Here is a 23,917-nt window from a genome sequence, read left to right as displayed (position 1 = left end):
TTTTGTTGCACGCCCGCCGCCCGCCCCGTCGCCGTTCGACGGTGTGCCGCCGGCGGCCCCCGCCCACACCCCTTTGAACCGCTTTCCTGGATGTGGACACCTTGGTCAAGTCTGTCGCAACCCCTGATGCCGTCGCGCCCGGTCGCGCGCAGCGCGCCATGCGCGCGCTCGTGCCGGCCGCCGTGCTCGGCGCCCTCGCCGCATTCGGCCTCGCCGCCGCGCTGCCGGCCGTGTCGCAACTGCCGGGCGCCGTCGACTCGGGCACGGCCGCGCTGCCGCAGCGCGTGCTGTCCGATACGCCGTTTCCCACCGCGCAGCATTTCGTGACGAGCGAGCTCGCCCGCACGATCGGCGAGCGCAACGAACACCTCGATCGCAACGATCGCAGCCTGCAGCCGGGCCTGTTCGCGCCGCTCAGCGCGCATCGCAACGACATGCTCGGCTATGCGAGCCTGTTCCAGTTCGCGGCGCCCGACCACCAGCAAGGCATGCGCGCCGGCGACATCGAACTCACGCTGTCCGATACGCTGAACCGTCTCGACGTGCCGCCCGAGGTGCGCATCCAGCTCGGCGATCTCGTCACCGGCAAGGTCGCGATGCGCGCGAGTGCGCAGCGCGGCGACTATTACCGCGTCGCGTTCGACACGCACGACGGCACGCCGCGCCTCACCGCGCTCGAGCTGCGCGTCGCCGGCCGCACGTTCGGCGCGATCTGGTTCCGCGCGCCGGGCGCCGAGCACGGCGCGTACTACACGCTCGACGGCTCGCCGCTCGAAGCCGCCGCGTTCACGATGCCGGTCAAGTGGACGCGCATCAGCTCGTTCTTCGGCGAGCGCATCCATCCGCTGTCGCAGGCGATGGCGTTCCATACGGGCGTCGATCTCGCCGCGCCGAGCGGCACGCCGGTCGATGCGGCGGCCGACGGCGTCGTGTCGTTCGTCGGCACCGATCCGGGCGGCTATGGCCGCTATGTGATCGTCGATCATGCGGACGGCTATTCGACCTACTACGCGCACCTGTCCGCGTTCGCTCGCGGGCTCAAGACCGGCGAAACGGTGAAGCAGGGGCAACGTATCGGTTCGGTCGGGATGACGGGCGCGGCGACCGGCCCGCACCTGCATTTCGAGGTGCGGGTCGCGAACGATCCGGTCGATCCGCTCGTCACGCTGGCCAGCGCGCAGACGGCGCTGTCGGACATGCAACTCACCGCGTTCCGCCAGGAAGCCGCGCAATGGCGCTTGCGCCTCGCGTCGATCAATACGACGCCGTTCGCGTTCACGCAGAACGACGGGCCGCTGTGGGGCGATTTCGCGACCGGCCCGTCGACGCTGCGCGCGGTTTTCGATACGCACTACAGCGCGTCATGACGCTGACGTCCTGAAGCGTCCGGGCACCTCGGCCTCATCGGCACCACCGCGCGCGTCGTCGCTCGAATCACGGCGACGCGGCCCGCTGAGGATGGTCGCCCATCATCCATCTTCATCACCGAAAGCGCGCGCACGCATTGGACGCGGCTCGCCGGCCCACCGTTACCTTGCGGGTTCCGTGCGCTCGGCCGTCGCCTGCGCCGCACGTTGCGTGCGCGGCCCCCGCGACAGCAGCCAGCGCGCCGCGCCATCGAGCGACGTGCACAGCACCAGATAGATCAGCGCGACGAACAGGAAGATCGGCGCCGGATACACCATCAGCCGGTTGTTCACCTGCGTCGCGACGAACGACAGTTCCGGCACGCCGACGATATACGCGAGCGACGTGTCCTTCACGAGCGCGACCCACTGGTTGACGAACGACGGCGTCATGATCCGGATCGCCTGCGGCAGCAGCACGTAGCGCACCGTCTGCCAGCGCGTGAGCCCGAGCGACAGCCCGGCCTGCCATTGCCCGTCGCCCGCCGCGACGATCCCCGCATGCACCGCATGCGCGAGATACGCGCCGCCGATCAGCGCCAGCGCGCACACGACCGTCGCGAGCCCCGGCACGTCCATGTGCAGCAGCACGGGCATCAGGAAATACGTCCAGAAGATCAGCATCAGCACCGGAATCGCGCGGAAGAAGCCGATGACCGCGAGCAGCAGCATGCGCGCCGGGCCACGCGCGAGCGCCATCGCGACGCCGAGCGCCACGCCGAGCACGGCCGACGCGACCGCGGACGCGAGCGCCAGCACCAGGGAAAGCGCGGCGCCGCCGAGCGGGCCGTCCGGAAACGCGCCGACCAACAGGTACGGCAGATTCGAGAGCAACAGCGAAAGATCCATTGTCAGCGTCCCGCTCCGAGCCGGTCGCGCCATTGCGTGGCCGCATACGCGCCGGCCTCGATCGCGGCCACCGCCGCGACGTACAGCACGGTCGCGACACCGAACGCGGCGAAGGTCTGGAACGTCTCCGTCTCGACCTGCCGCGACGCATACGACAGCTCGGCCACGCCGATCGCCATCGCGAGCGACGAGTTCTTCACGAGATTCATGTATTGGCCGAACAGCGGCGGCAGCGCGATGCGCACGGCCTGCGGCAGCACCACGTAGCGCAGCGACTGCATCGGCGTGAGGCCGAGCGCGGCCGCCGCATCGTGTTGCGCGCGCCGCACGCCGCGCAAACCGGCTTCGCATTCCTCGGCGACGAAGGCAGCCGTATAGGCGCTCAACCCGACCCAGCCCGCCACGAATTCGAACGACGGCCACGCGAGCGTGACCGGGCCCACGCTCACCGCATGGCGCGCATTGAGCCACGCGATCCACGTATCGGGCAGCAACGACGCGACGCCGAAATACCAGAACAGCAACTGCACGAGCAGCGGCGTGTTGCGGAACGCGACGACGTACGCGGCAGCGACCGTGCGCGGCGCCCTGCCGCGCGCATGCCGCATCACGGCGAGCAGCAACCCGCCGACGGTCGCGGCGACGGCCGACGCGGCCGCGAGGCCGAGTGTCAGCAGGAAACCCTGCCAGAGCCAGGACAGATATTTGGGAGCCAACCCGAGCATGCTGGGGAGCGCGCACGACGCGCGCGGTCGGATGAAAACGAAAAGCGCCGCGCGGCCGAGGTTCCGGCCAAACGCGGCGCGCGTGCGGCAGCGGTCAGGTCTTGTCGCCGATCCGGAAAATGCGCGTGAGCGGCGTTTTCGTCGTCGGCCCGAACCATGCGTCGTAGATCTGCGTCGCGCGGCCGTTCGCCTCGAGCCCCTTCAGCGTGTCGTTGACGAAGCCGAGCAGGCGCGTCTCGCCCTTCGGCACGCCGACGCCCATGTAGTCGTTCGAGATCGTGAACGCCGGGATCTCGTAGTTCTGCTTGTCGGGCACGTTCGCGAGCAGGCCGATCAGCTTCGGGCCGTCCTGCGTGATGGCCTGCACGTTGCCGGCGCGCAACGCGGCGAACGCGAACGGCGTGTCGTCGTACGCGACGATCGTCGCCTTCGGGAATTTCTCGCGCAGCGTGATTTCGTTGGTCGTGCCCTTGTCGGCGCCGACGCGCAGGCCGTTCAATTGGTCGGCCGATTTCAGCACGCCCTTCTTCGCGAGAAATTGCTGGCCCGACGAGAAATACGGGATGCTGAAGTCGACCTGCTTCGCACGCTCGTCGGTGATCGTGAAGTTCGCGAGCACGAGGTCGACCTTGCCGGACGTCAGGAACGGGATGCGGTTCGCGGGGTTGGTCGGTTGCAGCTGCAGCTTCACGCCGAGCTTGTCGGCGAGCGCCTTCGCGTAATCGACGTCGAGACCGACGATGTGATTGCTTTTCGCGTCGACATAGCCGAACGGCGGATTGCTGTCGAACGTCGCGACGCGCAGCACCCCTGCCTTCTTGATGTCGTCGAGACGGTCCGCATGGGCGACGGTGCCTGCGGTAACGAGCGCGACTCCGATGAGCCACGTAGCGAGCGTGTTGATTTTCATGAGCACGACCTGATTTGTTATGGAGGCCGCCGCGGATCGCGCGGCGGCACGGTTCGAAGAACATCGCGACGGAGTGTGTCGTCGCGAAGCCGCTAACGTATCAGCGCGTGCAGTGAATCCGAACCAACAAATGGTGCTTTGCTCTGCGGGTTTCGTGATGAAGCAGACGGGCTGCGGGCACGCATTGCCGCCGCGCAAAAAAAGACGCCCGCTGCACGCAGCGGGCGCGAATCCCAGTCAAGGAGGTGTCACACGAACTACGCAGTCAGATTAAGGAAATCGGCCGCCACGGACAACGAATCGATTTCCATATCGATATGACGCGGCGCGTTCATGCCGGCACCTGGCCTGTCGAGCCGCGGGTGCCGTCACATGCGCGATTGCTCGTCGCAAAAAAAACGTCCCGCCAACCGGCGGGACGTTCGTCATGATGCGAGTACGCGCGACGCGCGGCCGATCACGGCTCGTGACGCAGATACCCTTCCTTGCTCGGATCGCGCATCCGCCACGACACGATCAGCGAGATCGCGCACAGTGCGGTCACGTACCAGTAGAACGTTTCCTCGCTGCCGATCGACTTGAACCACAGCGCGACGTACTCGGCCGAGCCGCCGAAGATCGCGTTCGCCACCGCGTACGACAGGCCGACGCCCATCGCGCGCACCTCCGGCGGGAACATCTCGGCCTTGATCAGGCCGCTGATCGACGTGTAGAAGCTGACGATCGCCAGCGCCACCGTGATCAGCACGAACGCGGCCACCGGGCTCGTCACGCCCTTCAGCGCATGCATCAGCGGCACCGTGCCGATCACCGCGAACGCACCGAACAGGATCATCGACGTGCGGCGGCCGATCTTGTCCGACAGCGCGCCGAACACCGGCTGCATCAGCATGTAGACGAGCAGCGCGACGGTCATCACGTTGCTGGCCGTCTTCGCGTGCATGCCGGCCGTGTTCACGAGGTACTTCTGCATGTACGTCGTGAACGTGTAGAAGATCAGCGAGCCGCCGGCCGTGAAGCCGACCACCGTGAAGAACGCCCCCTTGTGCTGCCACACGCCGCGGATCGTGCCCGCGTCCTTCTTGTCGCGCGATGCGCTCGTCGACGTCTCGTCGAGCGACTTGCGCAGGTACAGCGAGATCAGCGCGGCCGCCGCGCCGACCACGAACGGAATGCGCCAGCCCCACGCTTTCAGCTCGCCGGCCGACAGCGTCTGCTGCAGGATCACGAGCACCAGCAGCGCGCACAGCTGGCCGCCGATCAGCGTCACGTACTGGAACGACGCGAAGAAGCCGCGACGGCCCTTCAGCGCCACTTCACTCATGTAGGTCGCACTCGTCCCGTACTCGCCGCCCACCGACAGGCCCTGGAACAGGCGCGCGACCAGCAGCAGCGCCGGCGCGAGCGCACCGATCTGCGCATAGGTCGGCAGCACCGCGATCACGAGCGACCCGCCGCACATCATCAGCACCGAGATCATCATCGCCGCGCGACGGCCGTGACGGTCGGCGATGCGGCCGAACAGCCAGCCGCCGATCGGACGCATCAGGAACCCGGCCGCGAACACGCCGGCGGTGTTCAGCAGCTGCGTCGTCGTGTTGCCGCTCGGGAAGAACGCCGGCGCGAAGTACAGCGCGCAGAACGAGTAGATGTAGAAGTCGAACCATTCGACGAGGTTGCCCGATGAGGCGCCGACGATGGCGAACACGCGTCGCCGGGTGTCATGCGCGGACAGCGCAGCTTGGTCGGTCTGGACGTCCATGGGTTGGTCTGTTCCTTTTAGTGCTTTCTGGGCGAGACGGCCGGGGCCGCCGCGTGCGGTCGCACGTGGCACCGGTTCCGGCGCACGGCGCTACGGGATTTTAGCGAAATGTAAAGTAACAAGCGCTCCGGGTTCGTCCGGATGTAGAAAATTTTTCTCCCGCCACGCGTTCGTCATATGAAAACGCCAGCCCGCAGGCTGGCGTCCGATGCAAACATTGTCGACGCGACGATCACACGCGCACTTCCGGCGGCACGTAGCGGCACTCGTAGCGCTTGCGCACGGTGCCGGCCTCGTCGACGCTCTCCAGGTACACGTCGAACTGCCAGAGCCGCGCCATGTGCTTGAGCACTTCGTCGCTGTCGTTCGACAGATGGCGGTTGTCGGTCATGAAGTGGCGCAACGTGAGGCTGCGGTCGCCGCGCGTGTTGACGGCCCACACCTGGATGTTCGGCTCGCGGTGATGGATGTCGTACTGCCGAGACAACGCCTGCCGCACGTACTGGTAGCCGGAATCGTCGTGGATCGCCGATACCTCGAGCGAATCGCGCATGTCGTCGTCGAGCACCGAGAAGAGCCGCATCTCGCGGATCAGGTTCGGCGACAGGTACTGCGCGATGAAGCTCTCGTCCTTGAAGTTGCGCATCGCGTAGTGCATCGCCGGCAGCCACGGCGTGCCCGCGATCTCCGGAAACCACTTGTAGTCTTCCTCCGTCGGCGCTTCGCAGATCCGGCGGATGTCGCTCATCATCGAGAAACCGAGCGCATACGGGTTGATCCCGCTGTAGTACGGCTTCGTGACGGGCGGCTGGTAGACCACGTTGCTGTGCGAGTGCAGGAACTCCATCATGAAGCCGTCTTCCAGCTTCCCCTGGTTGTACAGCGTATTGAGCAGCGTGTAGTGCCAGAACGTCGCCCAGCCTTCGTTCATCACCTGCGTCTGCCGTTGCGGATAGAAATACTGGCCGATCTTGCGCACGATGCGGATCACTTCCCGCTCCCACGGTTCGAGCAGCGGCGCATTCTTCTCCGCGAAATACAGCAGGTTCTCCTGCGGCTCGGGCGGATAGCGGTCCTCCTGCTCCTCCGTGAGCTCGGGCTTCTTGCCCGGCAGCGTGCGCCACAGTTCGTTCACCTGCGACTGCAGGTACGCCTCGCGCTCGCGCCGCAGCGCCGCTTCCTTCGACAGCGACGGTTTCTGCGGCCGCTTGTAGCGGTCGACGCCGTAGTTCATCAGCGCATGGCACGAGTCGAGCAGTTCCTCGACGCGATCGAGGCCGTAGCGCTCCTCGCATTCCGCGACGTAGTTCTTCGCGTACACGAGGTAGTCGATGATCGCGTGCGCGTCGGTCCACAGGCGGAACAGGTAATTGCCCTTGAAGAACGAGTTGTGCCCGTACGCCGCGTGCGCGATGACGAGCGCCTGCATCGTCATCGTGTTCTCTTCCATCAGATATGCGATGCACGGGTTCGAATTGATGACGATTTCGTAGGCGAGGCCCATCTGGCCGCGACGATAGCTCTTCTCGGTCGCGAGAAAGTGCTTGCCGAACGACCAGTGACGGTAGTTGACGGGCATCCCGACCGACGCATACGCATCCATCATCTGCTCGGCGCTGATCAGTTCGAGCTGGATCGGGTAGATGTCGAGCTCGTATTGTTCGGCGACCTGCGAGATGTGCGTGTCGTATTCCTCGAGCAATTCGAACGTCCAGTCGGACGGGCACGGCAGCGGCTTGCGTTCGGCAACGTTCATACGCGCTTCCTTTTGCCCGGAACCGGGCAAGTCGGCGGCCGGCGGCGACGGTTCGGCCTGCCCGTGTTGCTGCGGTGCGGCAGGACCGGCCGTGTCGTCGCCGGAAGGGCGCGGCTCGTAGCCGCGCGACTCGTTGTGCAGATGGCGGGTCGTCATGACATTTCCACCTGCTTTTCGAACAATTCGCGAAACACCGGGTAAATGTCCGCAGCCGATTCCACTTTTTTCATCGCGAGATGCGGTTGCGACAGGGCCAGTTGCGCGTATTCCAGCCACAGATTCTGCTCTTCCGGCGCGACCTGGATATACGCGAAGTAACGCGTCTGAGTGAGGATATCCTCTTCCAGGATTTTGCGACACTTGGGCGAATCGTCAGTCCAGTTGTCGCCGTCGGACGCCTGCGCGCCGTAGATGTTCCACTCGGTCGGCGAGTAGCGCTCGCTCATCACCTTGCGCATCAGTTCGAGCGCGCTCGACACGACGGTGCCGCCGCTTTCGGTCGAATGGAAGAAGGTGTCCTCGTCGACTTCCTCGGCGCGCGTGTGGTGGCGAATGAACACCACCTCGATGCGCTCGTAGTTGCGCTTGAGGAACAGGTACAGCAGGATGAAGAAGCGCTTCGCGAGATCCTTGCGCTGCTCGTCCATCGAGCCGGATACGTCCATCAGGCAGAACATCACGGCCTGGCTCGACGGTTGCGGCTGCTTCACGCGATTGATGTAGCGCAGGTCGAACGGATCGATGAACGGAATCCGCCAGATGCGCCCTTTCAGATGATGGATCTCGGCCTCGAGCGTCGCGATTTCGGCGCGGCGGTCTTCGGGGTCGTTCTTCAGCGCTTCGAGCTGCGCCTCGAGCTCGCGCAGCTCGTTGACGAGCGGCGAGCCGAGCGCGATGCGCCGGCCGAGCGCGCTGCGCAGCGAACGCACGACGTCGATGTTGTTCGGCGTGCCTTCCGCCGACCAGCCCGCGCGCACGTTCTTCCAGCTCGGCACCGTCAGCAGGTGCGTCTTCACGAGGCGCGGCAGTTCGAGGTCGTCGAAGAAGTACTGCATGAACTCGTCGCGCGACAGCTCGAACACGAAGTCGTCCTGCCCTTCGCCCTCGTTGCTCGCCTGACTGCCTCCGCCACCCGAGCCGCCCTGCGGACGCGGGATCTTGTCGCCGCGCACGTAGTCCTCGTTGCCGGGGTGCACGTACTCGCGACGCCCGCCCGGCGCGTGCCGGAAATTCGGCTCCGCGATGTCCTTGCGCGGGATCGTGATGCTCTGCGTGCTCTGGATATCCTTGATGCTACGGTCGCGCACCGCGTCGGACACGGCACGACGAATGTAGTTCTTGACGCGACGCAAAAAGCGTTCGCGATTGGCGATGCTCTTGTTCTTGCCGGCCAGCCTGCGGTCGATGATTTGATGAAGCACTCCCGGTCTCCCGCTCGAAAGTCGATACGCCGGGACGCTCGCCGCACATGCCGTCTGCCGTCATGCGGGCGGCGTCTCTGAAAGCGCCCGTACGGACTCGCCGTACGGGCACGGTACCGCGCGCGTCATGACGACTTGCGCACGCGCAGGTACCAGTCGCAAAGCAGCCTCACCTGCTTCGGCGTATAGCCCTTCGCGACCATCCGGTTCACAAAGTCCTCATGCTTGCGCTGCTCCTCCGCCGAACCCTTGGCGTTGAATGAAATCACCGGCAACAGTTCCTCGGTGTTCGAGAACATCTTCTTCTCGATCACGACGCGCAACTTTTCGTAGCTCGTCCACACGGGGTTCTTGCCGGCGTTCGCCGCCCGGGCGCGCAACACGAAGTTCACGATCTCGTTGCGGAAATCCTTCGGATTGCTGATCCCGGCCGGCTTCTCGATCTTCTCCAGCTCCGCGTTCAGCGCGGCGCGGTCGAAGCTCTCGCCGGTATCGTGATCGCGGAATTCCTGATCCTGGATCCAGAAGTCCGCATACGTGACGTAGCGATCGAAGATGTTCTGGCCGTATTCCGAATACGACTCGAGATACGCGGTCTGGATCTCCTTGCCGATGAACTCCGCGTAGCGCGACGCGAGCACGTCCTTCACGAACGACAGGTACTTCTGCTCCGTTTCCGGCGGGAACTGCTCGCGCTCGATCTGCTGTTCGAGCACGTACATCAGGTGCACGGGGTTCGCCGCGACCTCACTCGTATCGAAGTTGAACACGCGCGACAGGATCTTGAACGCGAAGCGGGTCGACACGCCGGTCATCCCTTCGTCCACGCCCGCGTAGTCGCGATACTCCTGGTACGACTTCGCCTTCGGATCGGTGTCCTTCAGGTTTTCGCCGTCGTACACCTGCATCTTCGAGAACAGGCTCGAATTCTCCGGCTCGTGCAGCCGCGACAGCACCGAGAACTGCGACATCATCTTCAGCGTGCCCGGTGCGCACACGGCCTCGGCGAGCGACGAGTTGCGGATCAGCTTCTCGTAGATCTTGATCTCTTCCGACACGCGCAGGCAGTACGGCACCTTCACGACGAAGATCCGGTCGAGCAGCGCCTCGTTGTTGCGGTTGTTGCGGAACGCCTTCCATTCCGACTCGTTCGAGTGCGCGAGAATCACGCCGTCGAACGGAATCGCGCCGAAACCTTCGGTACCCTTGAAGTTGCCTTCCTGCGTGGCGGTCAGCAGCGGGTGCAGCACCTTGATCGGCGCCTTGAACATTTCGACGAATTCGAGCAGGCCCTGGTTCGCGAGACACAGGCCGCCGGAGTAGCTGTAGGCGTCGGCATCGTCCTGCGCATACTGTTCGAGCTTGCGGATATCGACCTTGCCGACCAGCGACGAGATGTCCTGATTGTTCTCGTCGCCCGGCTCCGTCTTCGCGATGCCGACCTGCCGCAGGATCGACGGATAGCGGCGCACCACGCGGAACTGGCGGATGTCGCCGTTGTATTCGTGCAGGCGCTTGACGGCCCACGGACTCAGGATGCTTTTCAGGTAGCGGCGCGGAATGCCGTACTGTTCCTCGAGGATCGGACCATCCTCGTCGTAGTCGAACAGCCCGAGCGGCGATTCGTTGACGGGCGAGCCCTTCAGCGAATAGAACGGCACGCGCTCCATCAGTTGCTTCAGGCGCTCGGCGATCGACGACTTGCCGCCGCCCACCGGGCCCAGCAGATAGAGGATCTGCTTCTTCTCTTCAAGACCTTGCGCAGCGTGGCGGAAATACGCGACCACCTGCTCGATCACCTCCTCCATTCCGTAGAACTCACGGAATGCCGGATACACCTTGATGACCTTGTTCGCGAAGATCCGCGACAAGCGCGGGTCGTTGCGGGTATCGATCTGTTCAGGTTCCCCGATTGCTTCCAGCATGCGTTCACCAGCCGTCGCGTACGCGGATGGATCGTTCTTGCAGAGCGCGAGATACTCCTCCAGCGAGAGCTCTTCCTCTCGCGTTTTTTCGAAGCGGTTCGCGAAGCTGCTGTAAATATCCATGCTACCTCCCTCGCCTGAGTCTGAAGACGTGCCTGCCTTCGTATGACTGCGCAGAAGCAAGCGCGTTCGAATTCATCCTAAACCCTTTCTTATTTTTTTTCACGAACTCTTCGTATGAAGTTCGTCATTCTCGACAACACCGCTTGGACAACGCATTTCGCCGTTTTACAATTGATCTCCCGAGCCGCAGAAACTGCATCCGCCGCGTCTCGTCGAACATCGAAACGTCTCGTGCGTTGGACACCGCCGACGTCGCCACTTCGCCCCTTCATCCCTATACGTTCGAGCAGTCGCGTGCGATGACACGTCGCGCGCACCGTTACAAATTTTTTTCGCAGTCCCTTACGGACATACCCGTACGACGAGCGCGGGAACATGACGTGCACGCAGCGCGTTCCTGCGTCTCCGTCGACCGGCGACGCGCACTGCACGCGACGACGCACGATCGATCGTCCGCGCTGTCACATTTCGTCCGGTGCGGAAACGACGACGCCCGCTGATCGCGGGCGTCGTTCGTCACCAAATGGGGATAGATACACGGCGCGCGCCGATCAGAACGTCTCCCAGTCGTCGCCGCCGGCGGTCGCCGCAGCCTGTGCGGGCGCGGCCGATGCGGCGACAGGCTGGCGCGCCGGCATCGCGGCAGGCGCGCGTTTCGGCGCGGCGTCGCGTTCGACGCGCGCGGCAGCCGGTGCAGGCGCCGCGGCCGGCGCGCGCGGCGCATGACGCGCCGCAACCGCGGTGCCCGCGCGCGCCGTTTCGTCGTCGAGCTGGAATACCGCCGCCGTTTCGCGCAGGCGCGCCGCCTGTTCGTCGAGCGATTGCGCGGCAGCCGCGGCTTCCTCGACGAGCGCGGCGTTCTGCTGCGTGACCTCGTCCATTTGCGCGACCGCACGCGCCACCTGGTCGATCCCGCCGCTCTGCTCCTCGGACGCCGCCGCGATCTCGCCCATGATGTCCGTCACGCGCTGGACCGCGCCGATCACGTCACTCATCGTGCGCCCGGCTTCGTCGACCAGCGTCGAGCCGGTCCGGATACGTTCCACCGACGCGTCGATCAGCGCCTTGATTTCCTTCGCCGCGCTTGACGAACGCTGCGCGAGGCTGCGCACTTCGCCCGCGACGACCGCGAAGCCGCGGCCTTCCTCGCCCGCCCGCGCGGCTTCGACGGCCGCATTCAGCGCAAGAATGTTGGTCTGGAACGCGATTCCCTCGATGATCGCGATGATGTCCGCGATTTTCGCCGAGCTGTCGTTGATTTCGCCCATCGTGCCGACCACCTGGCCGACCACCGTATTGCCCTTGTTTGCAATCTCGGACGCGTTCGCGGCCAGCGAGCTTGCCTGGCGCGCATTGTCCGCATTCTGCTTCACGGTGCCGGTCAGTTGCTCCATGCTCGACGCGGTTTCCTGCAGCGCCGCCGCCTGCTCCTCGGTACGCGACGACAGGTCGATGTTGCCGGCCGCGATCTGGCGGGCCGCGGTCGCGATCGACTCGCTGCCGCCGCGCACGGTGCGCACCGTGTCGACGAGCCCGCGCTGCATCCGCGCGAGGCCTTCCAGCAACTGGCCCATCTCGTCGCGCCGGTCGACGACGATCGGCCGGCGCAGGTCGCCCGCGGAGATCGCGTCGAAATGCGCCAGCGCGTCGGCGATCGGGCGTCCGATCGCGCGGCTCAGCGTCAGCCACGACAGCACCGCGGCGCCGATGCCGGCCACCAGCACGACGATCGACAGCACGCGCATCGTCTCGAATACCGATTCCGCCCGGTCGAAGCGCGCCTGCGCATCGGTGAACTGGAAGGTGCGCAACGCTTCGCCGGCCACGGCCAGTTCGTTATAACGCGCCTGGAGCTGCTTCGCGCCCTCGCCGATCCGGTCGTGATCGCCGGCCGCGACCGCACTCCCGAACGCGTCGCAGCTGTCCTGCAGCACCTTGCGCCGGGCGGCGACCTCCTGGGCGAGCCGGTCCTCGTCCGCGCCGCGCGGCAGCGCCAGGTATTTCTGCCACCACGCGTCGGACTGCACGCGCATCGCGCGGCTGCGCTCGACGGCCGCCGCCGAGTCGGGCGTGCCGGCCAGCAGCGCCGCCCGGTCGAGTGCGAGACGCTCGCGCGCGGCGAACATTTCCGAGACCGCCACGTTGACCGCGCTCGGCATCTGGTTCGTGAAAATTTCGCGCGTCGAATCGTTCGAACGCGTCATCCCGTACAGACCGAGCACGCCGGTGATACCCAGCAGTACCGCCAGAAACGCCATCGTCAAACCGATGCGCGCACGAATCGTCAGGTTCCTGAACACCATCATCCATCCTGTGTTGCGTCGTCATGAACGGGCCAGGCCCGTTGGCTCGAAGCATTGCTTCACTCGGTGCATTTACGACCGTGCGGCGCATAACTTGATGGTTTTCGCGTCATTATTTCGAATTATTCGTCTGTTTATTACAGACGACTGAATAATTGACGCAATTCGGGGCGGGATGGTGAAGCGGGCAGGAAAGGCGCGCCGGTACGCGAACGCGTTGCCGGCGGCGCGAGTGGCCGTCTCGTGCGGCGAACCGGCCGCGTGTCGGAATTTAGAACCGCGGATCCGACCCTAGTCGGCCAGTTCGGCGCGGGTCGGAATCGACGGCTGCGCGCCCGCGCGCGTGACCGACAGCGCCGCCGCGCGTTGCGCGAAGCGGATGGCCGCGTCGACGTCCGCGCCGGCCGCGAGCCGCGCGGAAAAGCCGCCGATGAAGGTGTCGCCGGCCGCCGTCGTGTCGACGGCCTGCACGACCGGCGCCGGATAATGCCGCGCGGCGCCGTCGGCCGTCAGCGCGAGCACGCCGCGCGCGCCGAGCGTGACCAGCACGTTGTGCGCGCCGCCGGCTTGCAGCGCCCGCGCGGCGGCCTCGGCCTCCGCCGGATCGCGCACCGGCAGCCCGGTCAGCGCGGCCGCCTCGACCTCGTTCGGGATCAGGTAGTCGACGAGCGGCAGCCAGCCCTCCGGCAGCGGTGCGACGGCCGGAGCCGGATTGAGCACCACCGTGCGGCCGAGCCGGCGCCCGGCCGACAGTGCCGCGAACACCGCGTCCGGCGGCGTCTCGAGCTGGCAGATCAGCACGTCGGCCGCCGCCAGCGCGGCTTCGTGCCGCGTGATCGTGTCGGTCGTGACCTCGCCGTTGCCGCCCGCGACGATCACGATCGCGTTCTGGCTCGCGTCGTCGACGACGATCAGCGCGACGCCGGTCGACGCCGACACGCTGGTCGCGAGCCCGATGCAGTCGATTCCCTCGGCTTCCAGGCCCGCGCGCAGTGCCGCGCCGTGCGCATCCGCGCCGACGCAGCCGATCATCGTGACCTGCGCGCCCAGCCGGGCCGCGGCGACGGCCTGGTTGCCGCCCTTGCCGCCCGCCGCCTGCGCGAACGCATGCCCGGCGAGCGTTTCGCCCGGCAGCGGCAGCCGCGGCGCCCGCACGACGAGATCCATGTTGAGGCTGCCGACCACCGTCACGCGGCCGGCGCCCGGTGCGTTCGCCGTCATGCGCGACCGCCCGGTGCGGCCGGCTCGCGGTAGACCGCCGTCGATTCGCGCAGCACGAGGCGCGGCGACACGACGCGACGGCGGCTCGGCACGGCGGTCGAACCGCCGCCGATCCGTTCGATCAGCGTCTGCGCGGCCATTTCGCCGAGCGCGCGCACCGACTGGCCGACCGTCGACAGCGCCGGATACGTGTAGCGGGAAAATTCGATGTCGTCGAACCCGATGATCGAACAGTCGTCGGGCACGCGCATCCCGCGCTCGGCCGCCGCGCGCAGCGCGCCGACGCCCATCAGGTCGTTGCCCGCGAAGATCGCGCTCGGCCGCACCGATTCGAACAGCCGCGATGCCGCGTGATAGCCGCCCAGGCACGAGAAATCGCTTTCGGCGATCGCGCCCGGCACGATGTCGACCCCGCGCTCGGCCATCGCGCGGATGAAGCCGTGCACGCGCATCGCGCTGACGGCGGTGTCGGTCGGCCCGGTGATGCAGCCGATCTTCGCGTGCCCGAGTTCGAGCAGGTGGCGCGTGGCCAGGTACGCGCCGCGTTCGTGGTCGATCTGCACGAGATCGGCCGCGAGCCCCTCGATGTTGCGGTCGACGACGACGAGCGGCGCGTGCGTGTCGGCGAGCGTCTGCGCGAGCACCGCGTCCTCGCCCGCCGACGCGACGATCAGCCCGTCGATGCGCTTTTCCTGCAGCACGCGCAGGTAGTTGCGCTGCTTCACGGGATCGTCGTCCGAATTGCAGAAGAACACGCAATAGCCGTTGGCCGCGCACTGATCCTCGATACCGCGCGCAAGCTCGGCGAAGTACGGATTCGTGCTGTTCGGCACGACGAGGCCGATCGTCGCCGTCGCCCGCGCCTTCAGCGAGCGCGCCACGGCCGACGGCACGTAATTCAGCTCGCGGATCGCGCCCTCGACCTTCGCACGCACATCCGCGGACACCGGCCGCGAATTGTTCACCACGTGCGAGACGGTCGTAAACGACACGCCCGCCATGGCCGCCACATCCTTGATCGTCGCCATTTCCCGTTTCTCTCTGGTCTGTTCTGTCTGTCTTCTACCGCACGCGTGCGCGCCGGCTGCGATACGTATCGAGCACGACCGCCACCACGATCACCGCGCCCGTGATGATCCGTTTGGTCGGCTCGTTCGCACCGATCTGCGCCAGCCCAGCGGCCAGCACGGAGATGATCAACACGCCGAAGAACGTGCTGATCACCGAGCCGCGCCCGCCCATCAGGCTCGTGCCGCCGATCACGACGGCGGCGATCACCTGCAGCTCGAGGCCCGCGCCCGCGTTCGGATCGGCCGCCTCGAGCCGCGAAATCTGGAACAGCGACGCGAGCCCCGCGAGCGCGCCCATCAGTGCGAATACGAGAATTTTATACGGCCGCGGGTTAACCCCCGCAAGTCGCACCGCTTCCTCGTTCGTGCCGATCCCGACCAGATAGCGTCCGAACACGGTGCGCGTGAGCACGAACTGGGCCGCGATCATCACCGCGACCGCGATCAGGAATGCCGGCGAAATGCCCAGCGCGATCGGGTTCGACAGGAAATCGAACGCATCGCCGATATACGCGGTGCGCGAATTCGTCAGCTGGTACGCGAGGCCGCGCGCGGCCTCCAGCACGCCGAGCGACACGATGAACGACGGAATCCGCCAGCCGACCGTGACCGCGCCGGTCAGCGCGCCCGTCGCGGTCGCGACCGCGATCCCGATCAGCGCGGCCGGCAGCGGCCCCCACTGCCATTTCAGCGCGGCGACGCTGACCATCGACGCGGCCAGCGCGAGCACCGAGCCAACCGACAGGTCGATCCCGGCGATGATCAGCACGAAGGTCATTCCGACCGACATCACGACGAGATCGGGAATCTGGTTCGCGATCGTGCTGAACGTGTCGTAGGTCAGGAAATGCGAACTCAGCACCGAGAACAGCGCGATCATCGCGGCCAGCGCGCCGGCCAGCCCGAGATAGTTCGACAGGCCGAGCCGCGTGCCGGACAGCGTGCGCGCGCGGCGCCCCGTCACGTCCTGCTGCGCGCCTGCGTCGGTCGGGGATACGGGAGGCTGGGTCATTGCTGTGGTCCTGTCGTCGAAGTGCCCGGAGCGGCGCCGTGCGCCTGCCCCGCGTCCGGATGCTGCATGGCGGCCGCCGGCGTCTCGCGGCCGAAGCCGGCGAACGCCGCGGCCAGCAGCGCATCCTGGGTCCAGTTGCCGCGCTCGAACACGGCGGTCATGCGGCCGGCCGACATCACGCCGATCCGGTCGCAGATCAGCATCAGCTCGCGCAGGTCGCTCGATACGACCACGAGCGCGCGGCCTTCGCGCGCGAGCGCGCCCATCAAAGTGTAGATCTCGAATTTAGCGCCGACGTCGATCCCGCGGGTCGGCTCGTCGAACAGCAGCACGCCCATGTCGCGCGCGAGCCAGCGGCCGATCACGACCTTCTGCTGGTTGCCGCCCGACAGCTCGCCGACCGGCTGCGCCGCCCCGTGCGTGCGGATGCGCAGCGCGTCGATCTGCTGCTCGGCCAGCGCCGTTTCGCGCCCCGAATCGACGATGCCGCCACGCGCGAGCCGGTCGAGCTGGCCGAGCGACACGTTCGCGGTGATCGACTGCGACAGCAGCAGCCCTTCGCCCTTGCGATCCTCGGTGATCAGCGCGATGCCGTGCTTCACCGCGTCGACGGGCGACGCGATCCGCGCCGGCTTCAGCGGCTGGCCGACGGCGATCGTGCCGGCATCCGGCGTATCGGCGCCGTAGATCAGTCGCAGCAGCTCGGTGCGCCCCGCGCCGATCAGCCCCGAGATGCCGAAGATCTCGCCCGCGCGCACCTCGAGCGACACGTCGCGCACGGCCGTCCCGCGCGTGAGGCCCGATACGGCGAGCCGCGGCGCGCCGAAACGACGTTCGCCGAGATCGATGTGTTCGCCGATCTCGCGCCCGACCATCAGCGTGACGAGCCCGTCGGACGTCGTCGCCGCCATGTCGCCCGCATGCACGAGCCGGCCGTCGCGCAGCACCGCGACGCGCTCGGCGACGCGCGCGAGCTCTTCGAGCCGGTGCGAGATGTAGACGATCGCGACGCCGCGCGCCTTCAGCCGGTCGATCTGCTCGAACAGCAGCTCGACTTCGCGCGCGGTCAGCATCGCGGTCGGCTCGTCGAGGATCAGCACGCGACAGTCGCCGATCAGGTTGCGTGCGATCTCGACCATCTGCTGGTGGCCGATGCCGAGCGCGCCGACCGGCGTATCGGGATCGACCGCGTCGAGCCCGACCTGCGCCATCGCGGCGCGGGCGTCGTCGCGCAGCCGCGCGCGGTCGATGATCCCGAAGCGCCGCGGCAGGCGGTTCAGGAACAGGTTTTCGGCGACGGTCAGCGTCGGCAGCAGGTTCAGCTCCTGCATCACCATGCGCACGCCGAGCGCCTCGGCCTGCGTGCGGCTCGCCGGCGCATAGGCCTCGCCGCCGAGTTGCATCGTGCCGGTGGTCGGGTCGACGAGCCCGCCGATGATCTTCGACAACGTGCTCTTGCCGGCGCCGTTCTCGCCCGTCAGCGCGAGCGCCTGGCCCGCGTCGAGCGTCAGCGTGACGTCGGCGAGCACGGGTTCGGCATAGGTTTTGCCGATGCCGGATACGGACAGCACGGGATGGGCTGAACGGGAGGGTTGGAAGGTCGGTTCCATCGCGATCCTGGTTGCGGCCGCGCGCACGGGGCGCGCGGGTATGACGCTCACAAGTGCATGTGCATGCAGTGGCCGTGATCGCGCTCACACCGGATAACGGCCGCCGCGCCGGATTCTTGAGGGCAGCGGCCGCACCGGGGCGGCGTTACTTCGTCACGAGATCCACCGGCGTCTCGACCACGCCGGACATGTCGGCCTGCTTGCGATGCTCGGCGATCGCCTTGAGCGCCGTGTCGATGCCGAACACGGCCTGCTTCGCCGCGTACTGGTCGGCGGTCGCGAGCACGCGGCCGTCCTTCAGCATCGGCTTGATCGCGTTGATGTTGTCGTAGCCGACCACGAGCACCTTGCCCTGCTTGCCGGCCGCGCGCACGGCCGACACGGCGCCGATCGCCATGTTGTCGTTACCGCACAGCAGCGCCTTCAGGTTCGGGTATTCGTCGAGCATCGCGGCGGCCACCGCATTGCCCTTGTCGATCTCCCATTCGCCCGACTGCACCGACACGACCTTCATCCCGCCCGCCTTCATCGCGTCCTGGAAGCCGGCCGTGCGCTGCTGCGCGTTGGTCGTCGTCGACACGCCTTCGACGATGCCGACCTGGTCGCCCGCCTTCAGCCGCTTCGCGAGGTAGTCGCCGATCTTGCGCGCGCCCTTGCGGTTGTCCGGGCCGACGAACGGCACGTTCAGGTTCTTCGACTTCAGCACGTCGGGGTCGAGCCGGTTGTCGATGTTCACGACGATGATGCCCGCGTCGACGGCCTTCTTCACGACCGGCACGAGCGCCTTCGAATCGGCGGGTGCGATCACAATCGCGTCGACCTTCGAGACGATCATCTGCTCGACGATGCGGATCTGGTTCGCGGTGTCGGTTTCGTCCTTGATGCCGTTGGTGATCAGGTCGAACTGGTTCGCGTTGTGTTTCTGGTATTCCTTCGCGCCCGTTTCCATGGTCAGGAAGAACTCGTTGGCGAGCGACTTCATCACGAGCGCGACCTTCGGCTTGCCCGCCGATTGCGCGTGGACGGCCGGTGCGGCGGCCACCGCGACGGCGGCGAGCGCGGCGGTCAGGAAGCGACGGCGAAAGCGGACATTCATACACATCTCCTGGCGACTGGCCCGAAGGGCCGGATTGTTGTTTGACTGTTGTTTTAATGTGAGCAAACGTTTGCGCCACACTACCCGGGCAATGGCCATCGATGCTGCTGTCGGTACCACGGAATGGAAGCGAGGCAGACGGCCGACTGCCTGGCGCGTGCTGTCGTTGACGCGCCACCGCCGGCGGGAGGCCGGCGGAGTGAAGGCTATGCTGTACCGATTCGCTTCGGCGCGCAACCTGTCTGATCAATATTTAAGGGTTTATTCGGAGCGCGCGAGCGCGCTTCACGACGCGCAAATACGACACTCGCGATGCCGACGGCGGCTCGCCGGAGCGCTTCGCAGGCGGCTGGCCAGCGAGGAAGCGGATCGTTCCGGACAACGCGCTCGCGTCGACCGTCGGCACGAAGCTCGGCCGCATTCGCTGTCGCGACATGTCGTCGACCGTGACGGAACCGCGCGGCGATTCGCACGCGCGGCCTTGTGAATGAGGACGACTGCCGATCGTGCGTTCCGCGCCGAGGCCCGGCGTTGCAGGTCGTTCTTGTTTTTCTGTTGGTCGGAAACATGGGGCGATCGTCGCCTGGCGCGGGATCGCTCGGCGGGTGCTTCAGCCGTGATGGCGGCCATCGCCTGTCGCGCCCGGCGCCGTATGCGGCACCGCACGCGGGGTGCAAGTCGCGCCATCCGCGGCAACGGCCCGGACGGCGCGCGACGTGCACCGGTCAAACGGCTTCGCGCAACAGCCCGGCGATTTCCGCTTCGTTCAGGTGCGGGGCGAACATTTCGATCAGCCGGTACGCGTACGCACGCAGGAACGCGCCCTTGCGCAGCCCGACCCGCGTCGTGCTCGCCTCGAACAGGTGCTGCGTATCGAGCGCGACGAGCCCCGTGTCGCGCTGCGGATCGTAGGCCATCGCCGCGACCACGCCGATCCCCATCCCAAGTTCGACGTAGGTCTTGATCACGTCCGCATCGATCGCGGTCAGCACCACGTCGGGCACGGCGCCCGCCTGCGTGAACGCCTGGTCGATGTGCGAGCGGCCCGTGAAGTCCTGGTCGTACGTGATGATCGGGTATTCGGCGATCTCCTCGAGCGTCAGGTTCTCGCGGCCGACGAGCGGGTGGCCCTTCGGCACGACGACCGTGTGGTGCCACGAATAGCACGGGAACGTGACGATGTCCGGATAGCGGTCGAGCGCCTCGGTCGAGATGCCGAGATCGGCCTCGCCGTTCAGGATCATCTGTGCGATCTGCTGCGGGCTGCCCTGGCGCAGCGCGAGATGCACCTTCGGGAACACGTCGGTGAACTGCCGGATCACCTTCGGCAGTGCGTAACGCGCCTGCGTGTGCGTCGTCGCGACGACGAGGTGGCCGCTATCCTGATCGGCAAACTGGCGCGCGACGCGGCGCAGGTTCTCGGCGTCGAGCAGCATCCGCTCGATCAGCTGGTGCACGGCCTTGCCGGGCTCCGTCAGCCCCGTCAGCCGCTTGCCGCGCCGGATGAAGATGTCGACGCCCAGCTCGTCCTCGAGATCCTTGATCTGCTTCGACACGCCCGACTGCGATGTGTACAGCACGTTCGCGACTTCCGTCAGGTTCATGTTCTGGCGCACCGCTTCGCGCACGAACCGCAATTGCTGAAAATTCATGGGTATGCCTCTTAGGCTGTCGTTGTTTGATTGTCGAATCGGAGCGATGCCCGCCCTCTGCCCTGCATTGTCTCGTCAACGCGCGGGAAATACCCGCACGGCGCGCGGCACGGCCGTCGCACCGTCGCCGACCTGCAGCGACAGCGCCCGCCATGCGTCGCGGTCGAGTTCCGCCTCGAGCGCGCCGCCCGCGCGCGCCTCGAGCTCCACGCGCACCGAACCGCCGAGCGGAATCACGCGCCGCACGTCCACCGCGATGCCGTCGCGGTGCCCTTCGCCCGCCGGCCACAGCTGCAGATCGTGCGGCCGCACGTACGCGTGCGCGGGGCCCGCGAAATCGGCGTCGACCTCGATCGGCGCGGCCGCGCCTTCCGCGACGAAGCCGCGCCCGGCAACCGTGCCCGGCAGCCGGTTCGCCGCGCCGAGGAACTCGTATACGAACGCGCTTTGCGGATGATCGTAGACGTCCTGCGGGCTGCCGACCTGCTCGACGTGGCCGCGATTCAGCACGACGATGCGATCGGCCACTTCGAGCGCCTCTTCCTGGTCGTGCGTGACGAAGATCGTCGAGATGTGCAGGTCGTCGTGCAGGCGACGCAGCCAGCCGCGCAGCTCCTTGCGGACCTTCGCGTCGAGCGCGCCGAACGGTTCGTCGAGCAGCAGCACCTTCGGCTCGACCGCGAGCGCGCGGGCGAGCGCGATACGCTGACGCTGCCCGCCCGACAGCTCGGACGGATAGCGCTGCGCGAGCCAGTCGAGCTGCACCAGCTTGAGCAGCTCGTGCACCTTGTCGCGAATCGCGGCTTCCGACGGCCGCTCGCGGCGCGGCTTCACGCGCAGCCCAAACGCGACGTTCTCGAACACCGTCATGTGGCGGAACAGCGCGTAATGCTGGAACACGAAGCCGACCTGGCGGTCGCGCGCGCCGACCGACGCGACGTCGAGCCCCTGCAGCACGACCTGGCCGGCGTCCGCGTGCTCGAGGCCCGCGATCACGCGCAGCAGCGTGGTCTTGCCGCAGCCGGACGGGCCGAGCAGCGCGACCAGTTCGCCGGGCGGAAAGTCGAGCGACACGTTGTCGAGCGCCGTGAAATCGCCGAAGCGCTTCTGAAGGTTACGGACGGTGATACCCATTCTGGTTGCCTCTTTACGATTTCGACGAAACGGCGGCGACAGGGCCGGCATGTGCGGGAACGGCGTCGTGCGTGTCGGCCAGTTCGGCGGCGAGGTGACGCTCGGCGAGCAGCTTCAGCGCGAGCGTGACGAGCGCGAGCAGCGCCAGCACCGACGCCACCGCGAACGCCGCCGCGAAGTTGTATTCGTTGTACAGGATCTCGACGTGCAGCGGCATCGTGTCCGTCACGCCGCGGATGTGGCCCGACACGACCGACACCGCGCCGAACTCGCCCATCGCGCGTGCATTGCACAGGATCACGCCGTACAGCAGGCCCCACTTCACGTTCGGCAGCGTCACGCGGCGAAAGATCTGCCAGCCCGACGCGCCGAGCACGCGCGCGGCCTCTTCCTCGTCGGTGCCTTGCGCCTGCATCAGCGGAATCAGCTCGCGCGCGACGAACGGGAACGTGACGAAGATCGTCGCGAGCACGATGCCCGGCACTGCGAAGATGATCTGCACGTCGTGCCCCTGCAGCCACGGCCCGAGCCAGCCCTGCGCGCCGAACAGCAGCACGTATACGAGGCCCGAGATCACCGGCGACACCGAGAACGGCAGGTCGATCAGCGTCGTCAGCAGCGCCTTGCCGCGGAACTCGAACTTCGCGATCGCCCACGATGCGCACACGCCGAACACGAGGTTCAGCGGCACCGCGATCACGGCGACGGTCAGCGTCAGCTTGATCGCCGACCATGCATCGGGATCGGCCAGCGATTCGAAATAGAAGCCGACGCCCTTGCGCAGCGCCTCGACGAACACCGCGGCGAGCGGCACGACGAGGAAGAACGCGAGGAACGCCAGCGCGATGCCCGTGAGCAGCCAGCGCACGACGCGCGACTCGCTGACGGGATCGAGCCGCTTCGCGGCACGCGCGGCGGGCGACGGGGTTTTCAGCACGACGGTGGCCTCCTGGCTCATTGCTGGCCTCCTGCTGCGACGGCGGCGACAGCGGCGGGCGCCGGGCCGCTCGCGCCCTTGCTCGTCCGGCGCTGCAGATACCACTGCAGCGTGTTGATCAGCAGCAGCATCAGGAACGACACGACCAGCATCACGACCGCCAGCGCGGTCGCGCCCGCGTAGTCGTACTGCTCGAGCTTCGTGATGATCAGCAGCGACGTGATCTCGGATTTCATCGGCACGTTGCCGGCGATGAAGATCACCGAGCCGTATTCGCCCAGCGCACGCGCGAACGCGAGCGCGAAACCGGTGAGCAGCGCCGGCAGCACGGCCGGCAGCACGACGCGGCGGAACGTCAGCCAGCGCGACGCACCGAGGCACGCGGCGGCCTCTTCCTGCTCGCGCTCGAAATCCTCGAGCACCGGCTGCACGGTGCGCACGACGAACGGCAGCCCGATGAAGGTCAGCGCGACCAGCACGCCGGCCGGCGTAAACGCAATCTTGATGCCGAGCGGCGCCAGATACTGGCCGACCCAGCCGTTGGTCGCGTAGACGGCCGCGAGCGAGATGCCGGCCACCGAGGTCGGCAGCGCGAACGGCAGGTCGACGATCGCGTCGACGAGGCGCTTGAACGGGAACGTGTAGCGCACCAGCACCCACGCGACGAGGAAGCCGAACACGGCGTTGATCAGCGCGCCGCCGAGCGCTGCCGAGAACGTCAGCCGGTACGACGCGAGCACGCGCGGCGACGTGACGGCGGTGACGAACTGGTCCCACGACAGCGTCGCGGTCTTCAGGAACGTGGCGGCGAGCGGAATCAGCACCACGAGGCTCAAATAGGCCACCGTGATGCCGAGTGTCACGCCGAAACCGGGCAGCGCGCTCGGCTTGCGAAAGGTGTACGTCGTCATCGGATGCTCTTGCTGGGTCGATGCTGCTCACGGGTCCGACGCAAACGCCGGCGCAGTGAATCGCGCCGGCGGGCCGTCGGGGATGCGGCGCGCT

The 23,917-nt window shown here is 66.8% G+C and carries 18 protein-coding genes; 1 reads left to right on the top strand and 17 read right to left on the bottom strand.

All coding sequences use genetic code 11. The features are described from left to right. Positions 1–101: 101 nt before the first annotated feature. Complete coding sequence (locus tag KU887_RS08570) at positions 102–1,367, top strand: M23 family metallopeptidase (RefSeq protein WP_060268047.1); 1,266 nt, start codon at positions 102–104, stop codon at positions 1,365–1,367. Positions 1,368–1,529: 162 nt separating this feature from the next. Here the strand turns inward: KU887_RS08570 and KU887_RS08565 are convergent, their stop codons facing one another. The 17 genes from KU887_RS08565 to cysT form a co-directional block, all read right to left on the bottom strand. Further along, on the bottom strand, positions 1,530–2,255 hold the full coding sequence (locus KU887_RS08565; protein WP_034201807.1) for an amino acid ABC transporter permease: 726 nt from the start codon (positions 2,253–2,255) through the stop codon (positions 1,530–1,532). A 2-nt stretch (positions 2,256–2,257) separates the two neighbouring features. Next, positions 2,258–2,980 (bottom strand): amino acid ABC transporter permease, encoded by a 723-nt coding sequence (locus KU887_RS08560; RefSeq protein ID WP_006483961.1) that lies wholly within the window; start codon positions 2,978–2,980, stop codon positions 2,258–2,260. A gap of 94 nt (positions 2,981–3,074) precedes the next feature. Next, a complete protein-coding gene (locus KU887_RS08555; RefSeq protein WP_006499101.1) occupies positions 3,075–3,890 on the bottom strand; it encodes an ABC transporter substrate-binding protein in 816 nt (271 codons plus the stop codon). Between the two features lie 457 nt (positions 3,891–4,347). Beyond that, complete coding sequence (locus KU887_RS08550) at positions 4,348–5,652, bottom strand: MFS family transporter (protein ID WP_006483959.1); 1,305 nt, start codon at positions 5,650–5,652, stop codon at positions 4,348–4,350. Positions 5,653–5,884: 232 nt separating this feature from the next. Then, positions 5,885–7,564 (bottom strand): SpoVR family protein, encoded by a 1,680-nt coding sequence (locus tag KU887_RS08545; RefSeq protein WP_006483958.1) that lies wholly within the window; start codon positions 7,562–7,564, stop codon positions 5,885–5,887. Continuing rightward, a complete protein-coding gene (locus KU887_RS08540) occupies positions 7,561–8,829 on the bottom strand; it encodes a YeaH/YhbH family protein (RefSeq protein ID WP_006483957.1) in 1,269 nt (422 codons plus the stop codon). Before KU887_RS08540 ends, KU887_RS08545 begins: the two co-directional genes overlap by 4 nt. A gap of 125 nt (positions 8,830–8,954) precedes the next feature. Continuing rightward, positions 8,955–10,877, bottom strand: coding sequence for a PrkA family serine protein kinase (locus tag KU887_RS08535; protein WP_006483964.1), 1,923 nt, complete (start codon positions 10,875–10,877; stop codon positions 8,955–8,957). Between the two features lie 551 nt (positions 10,878–11,428). Beyond that, the gene (locus KU887_RS08530) at positions 11,429–13,180 is read right to left on the bottom strand and encodes a methyl-accepting chemotaxis protein (RefSeq protein WP_112750334.1); all 1,752 of its coding nucleotides are present in this window, start codon (positions 13,178–13,180) and stop codon (positions 11,429–11,431) included. A gap of 291 nt (positions 13,181–13,471) precedes the next feature. Then, positions 13,472–14,401 (bottom strand): ribokinase, encoded by a 930-nt coding sequence (rbsK, locus tag KU887_RS08525; protein ID WP_112750252.1) that lies wholly within the window; start codon positions 14,399–14,401, stop codon positions 13,472–13,474. Continuing rightward, positions 14,398–15,429: a LacI family DNA-binding transcriptional regulator gene (locus KU887_RS08520; protein ID WP_006484167.1), complete on the bottom strand. Its 1,032-nt coding sequence runs from the start codon at positions 15,427–15,429 to the stop codon at positions 14,398–14,400. The genes rbsK and KU887_RS08520 overlap by 4 nt, the downstream gene beginning before the upstream one ends. Before the next feature lie 34 nt (positions 15,430–15,463). After that, a complete protein-coding gene (locus KU887_RS08515; protein WP_006484124.1) occupies positions 15,464–16,483 on the bottom strand; it encodes an ABC transporter permease in 1,020 nt (339 codons plus the stop codon). Beyond that, positions 16,480–18,093: a sugar ABC transporter ATP-binding protein gene (locus KU887_RS08510; RefSeq protein ID WP_048986572.1), complete on the bottom strand. Its 1,614-nt coding sequence runs from the start codon at positions 18,091–18,093 to the stop codon at positions 16,480–16,482. The genes KU887_RS08515 and KU887_RS08510 overlap by 4 nt, the downstream gene beginning before the upstream one ends. A 145-nt stretch (positions 18,094–18,238) precedes the next feature. Continuing rightward, positions 18,239–19,189: a sugar ABC transporter substrate-binding protein gene (locus KU887_RS08505; RefSeq protein WP_258249991.1), complete on the bottom strand. Its 951-nt coding sequence runs from the start codon at positions 19,187–19,189 to the stop codon at positions 18,239–18,241. Positions 19,190–19,914: 725 nt separating this feature from the next. Then, positions 19,915–20,841 carry a CysB family HTH-type transcriptional regulator gene (locus KU887_RS08500; RefSeq protein ID WP_006484201.1) on the bottom strand — a complete coding sequence of 309 codons (927 nt, stop codon included), beginning with the start codon at positions 20,839–20,841 and terminating at the stop codon, positions 19,915–19,917. Positions 20,842–20,916: 75 nt separating this feature from the next. Then, positions 20,917–21,975, bottom strand: coding sequence for a sulfate/molybdate ABC transporter ATP-binding protein (locus KU887_RS08495; protein ID WP_058901429.1), 1,059 nt, complete (start codon positions 21,973–21,975; stop codon positions 20,917–20,919). Between the two features lie 13 nt (positions 21,976–21,988). Then, the gene (gene cysW, locus KU887_RS08490) at positions 21,989–22,933 is read right to left on the bottom strand and encodes a sulfate ABC transporter permease subunit CysW (protein WP_006484215.1); all 945 of its coding nucleotides are present in this window, start codon (positions 22,931–22,933) and stop codon (positions 21,989–21,991) included. Continuing rightward, a complete protein-coding gene (cysT, locus tag KU887_RS08485) occupies positions 22,930–23,823 on the bottom strand; it encodes a sulfate ABC transporter permease subunit CysT (RefSeq protein WP_006495215.1) in 894 nt (297 codons plus the stop codon). The genes cysW and cysT overlap by 4 nt, the downstream gene beginning before the upstream one ends. Positions 23,824–23,917 lie beyond the last annotated feature (94 nt).

The sequence above is a fragment of the Burkholderia sp. EMB26 genome, from assembly GCF_024730645.1.
Classification (GTDB): Bacteria; Pseudomonadota; Gammaproteobacteria; order Burkholderiales; family Burkholderiaceae; genus Burkholderia; species Burkholderia cenocepacia.
This window is presented reverse-complemented; position numbering and strand designations above follow the sequence as displayed.

Excerpts from the sequence above, each read along its gene's own strand:
- cysW (WP_006484215.1), bottom strand. The coding sequence starts at position 22,933 with ATGAGCCAGGAGGCCACCGTCGTGCTGAAAACCCCGTCGCCCGCCGCG.
- KU887_RS08560 (WP_006483961.1), bottom strand. The coding sequence starts at position 2,980 with ATGCTCGGGTTGGCTCCCAAATATCTGTCCTGGCTCTGGCAGGGTTTC.
- KU887_RS08555 (WP_006499101.1), bottom strand. The coding sequence starts at position 3,890 with ATGAAAATCAACACGCTCGCTACGTGGCTCATCGGAGTCGCGCTCGTT.
- KU887_RS08530 (WP_112750334.1), bottom strand. The coding sequence starts at position 13,180 with ATGGTGTTCAGGAACCTGACGATTCGTGCGCGCATCGGTTTGACGATG.
- KU887_RS08505 (WP_258249991.1), bottom strand. The coding sequence starts at position 19,189 with ATGAATGTCCGCTTTCGCCGTCGCTTCCTGACCGCCGCGCTCGCCGCC.
- KU887_RS08515 (WP_006484124.1), bottom strand. The coding sequence starts at position 16,483 with ATGACCCAGCCTCCCGTATCCCCGACCGACGCAGGCGCGCAGCAGGAC.
- KU887_RS08495 (WP_058901429.1), bottom strand. The coding sequence starts at position 21,975 with ATGGGTATCACCGTCCGTAACCTTCAGAAGCGCTTCGGCGATTTCACG.
- cysT (WP_006495215.1), bottom strand. The coding sequence starts at position 23,823 with ATGACGACGTACACCTTTCGCAAGCCGAGCGCGCTGCCCGGTTTCGGC.
- KU887_RS08565 (WP_034201807.1), bottom strand. The coding sequence starts at position 2,255 with ATGGATCTTTCGCTGTTGCTCTCGAATCTGCCGTACCTGTTGGTCGGC.
- KU887_RS08510 (WP_048986572.1), bottom strand. The coding sequence starts at position 18,093 with ATGGAACCGACCTTCCAACCCTCCCGTTCAGCCCATCCCGTGCTGTCC.
- KU887_RS08535 (WP_006483964.1), bottom strand. The coding sequence starts at position 10,877 with ATGGATATTTACAGCAGCTTCGCGAACCGCTTCGAAAAAACGCGAGAG.
- KU887_RS08545 (WP_006483958.1), bottom strand. The coding sequence starts at position 7,564 with ATGACGACCCGCCATCTGCACAACGAGTCGCGCGGCTACGAGCCGCGC.
- rbsK (WP_112750252.1), bottom strand. The coding sequence starts at position 14,401 with ATGACGGCGAACGCACCGGGCGCCGGCCGCGTGACGGTGGTCGGCAGC.
- KU887_RS08550 (WP_006483959.1), bottom strand. The coding sequence starts at position 5,652 with ATGGACGTCCAGACCGACCAAGCTGCGCTGTCCGCGCATGACACCCGG.
- KU887_RS08500 (WP_006484201.1), bottom strand. The coding sequence starts at position 20,841 with ATGAATTTTCAGCAATTGCGGTTCGTGCGCGAAGCGGTGCGCCAGAAC.
- KU887_RS08520 (WP_006484167.1), bottom strand. The coding sequence starts at position 15,429 with ATGGCGACGATCAAGGATGTGGCGGCCATGGCGGGCGTGTCGTTTACG.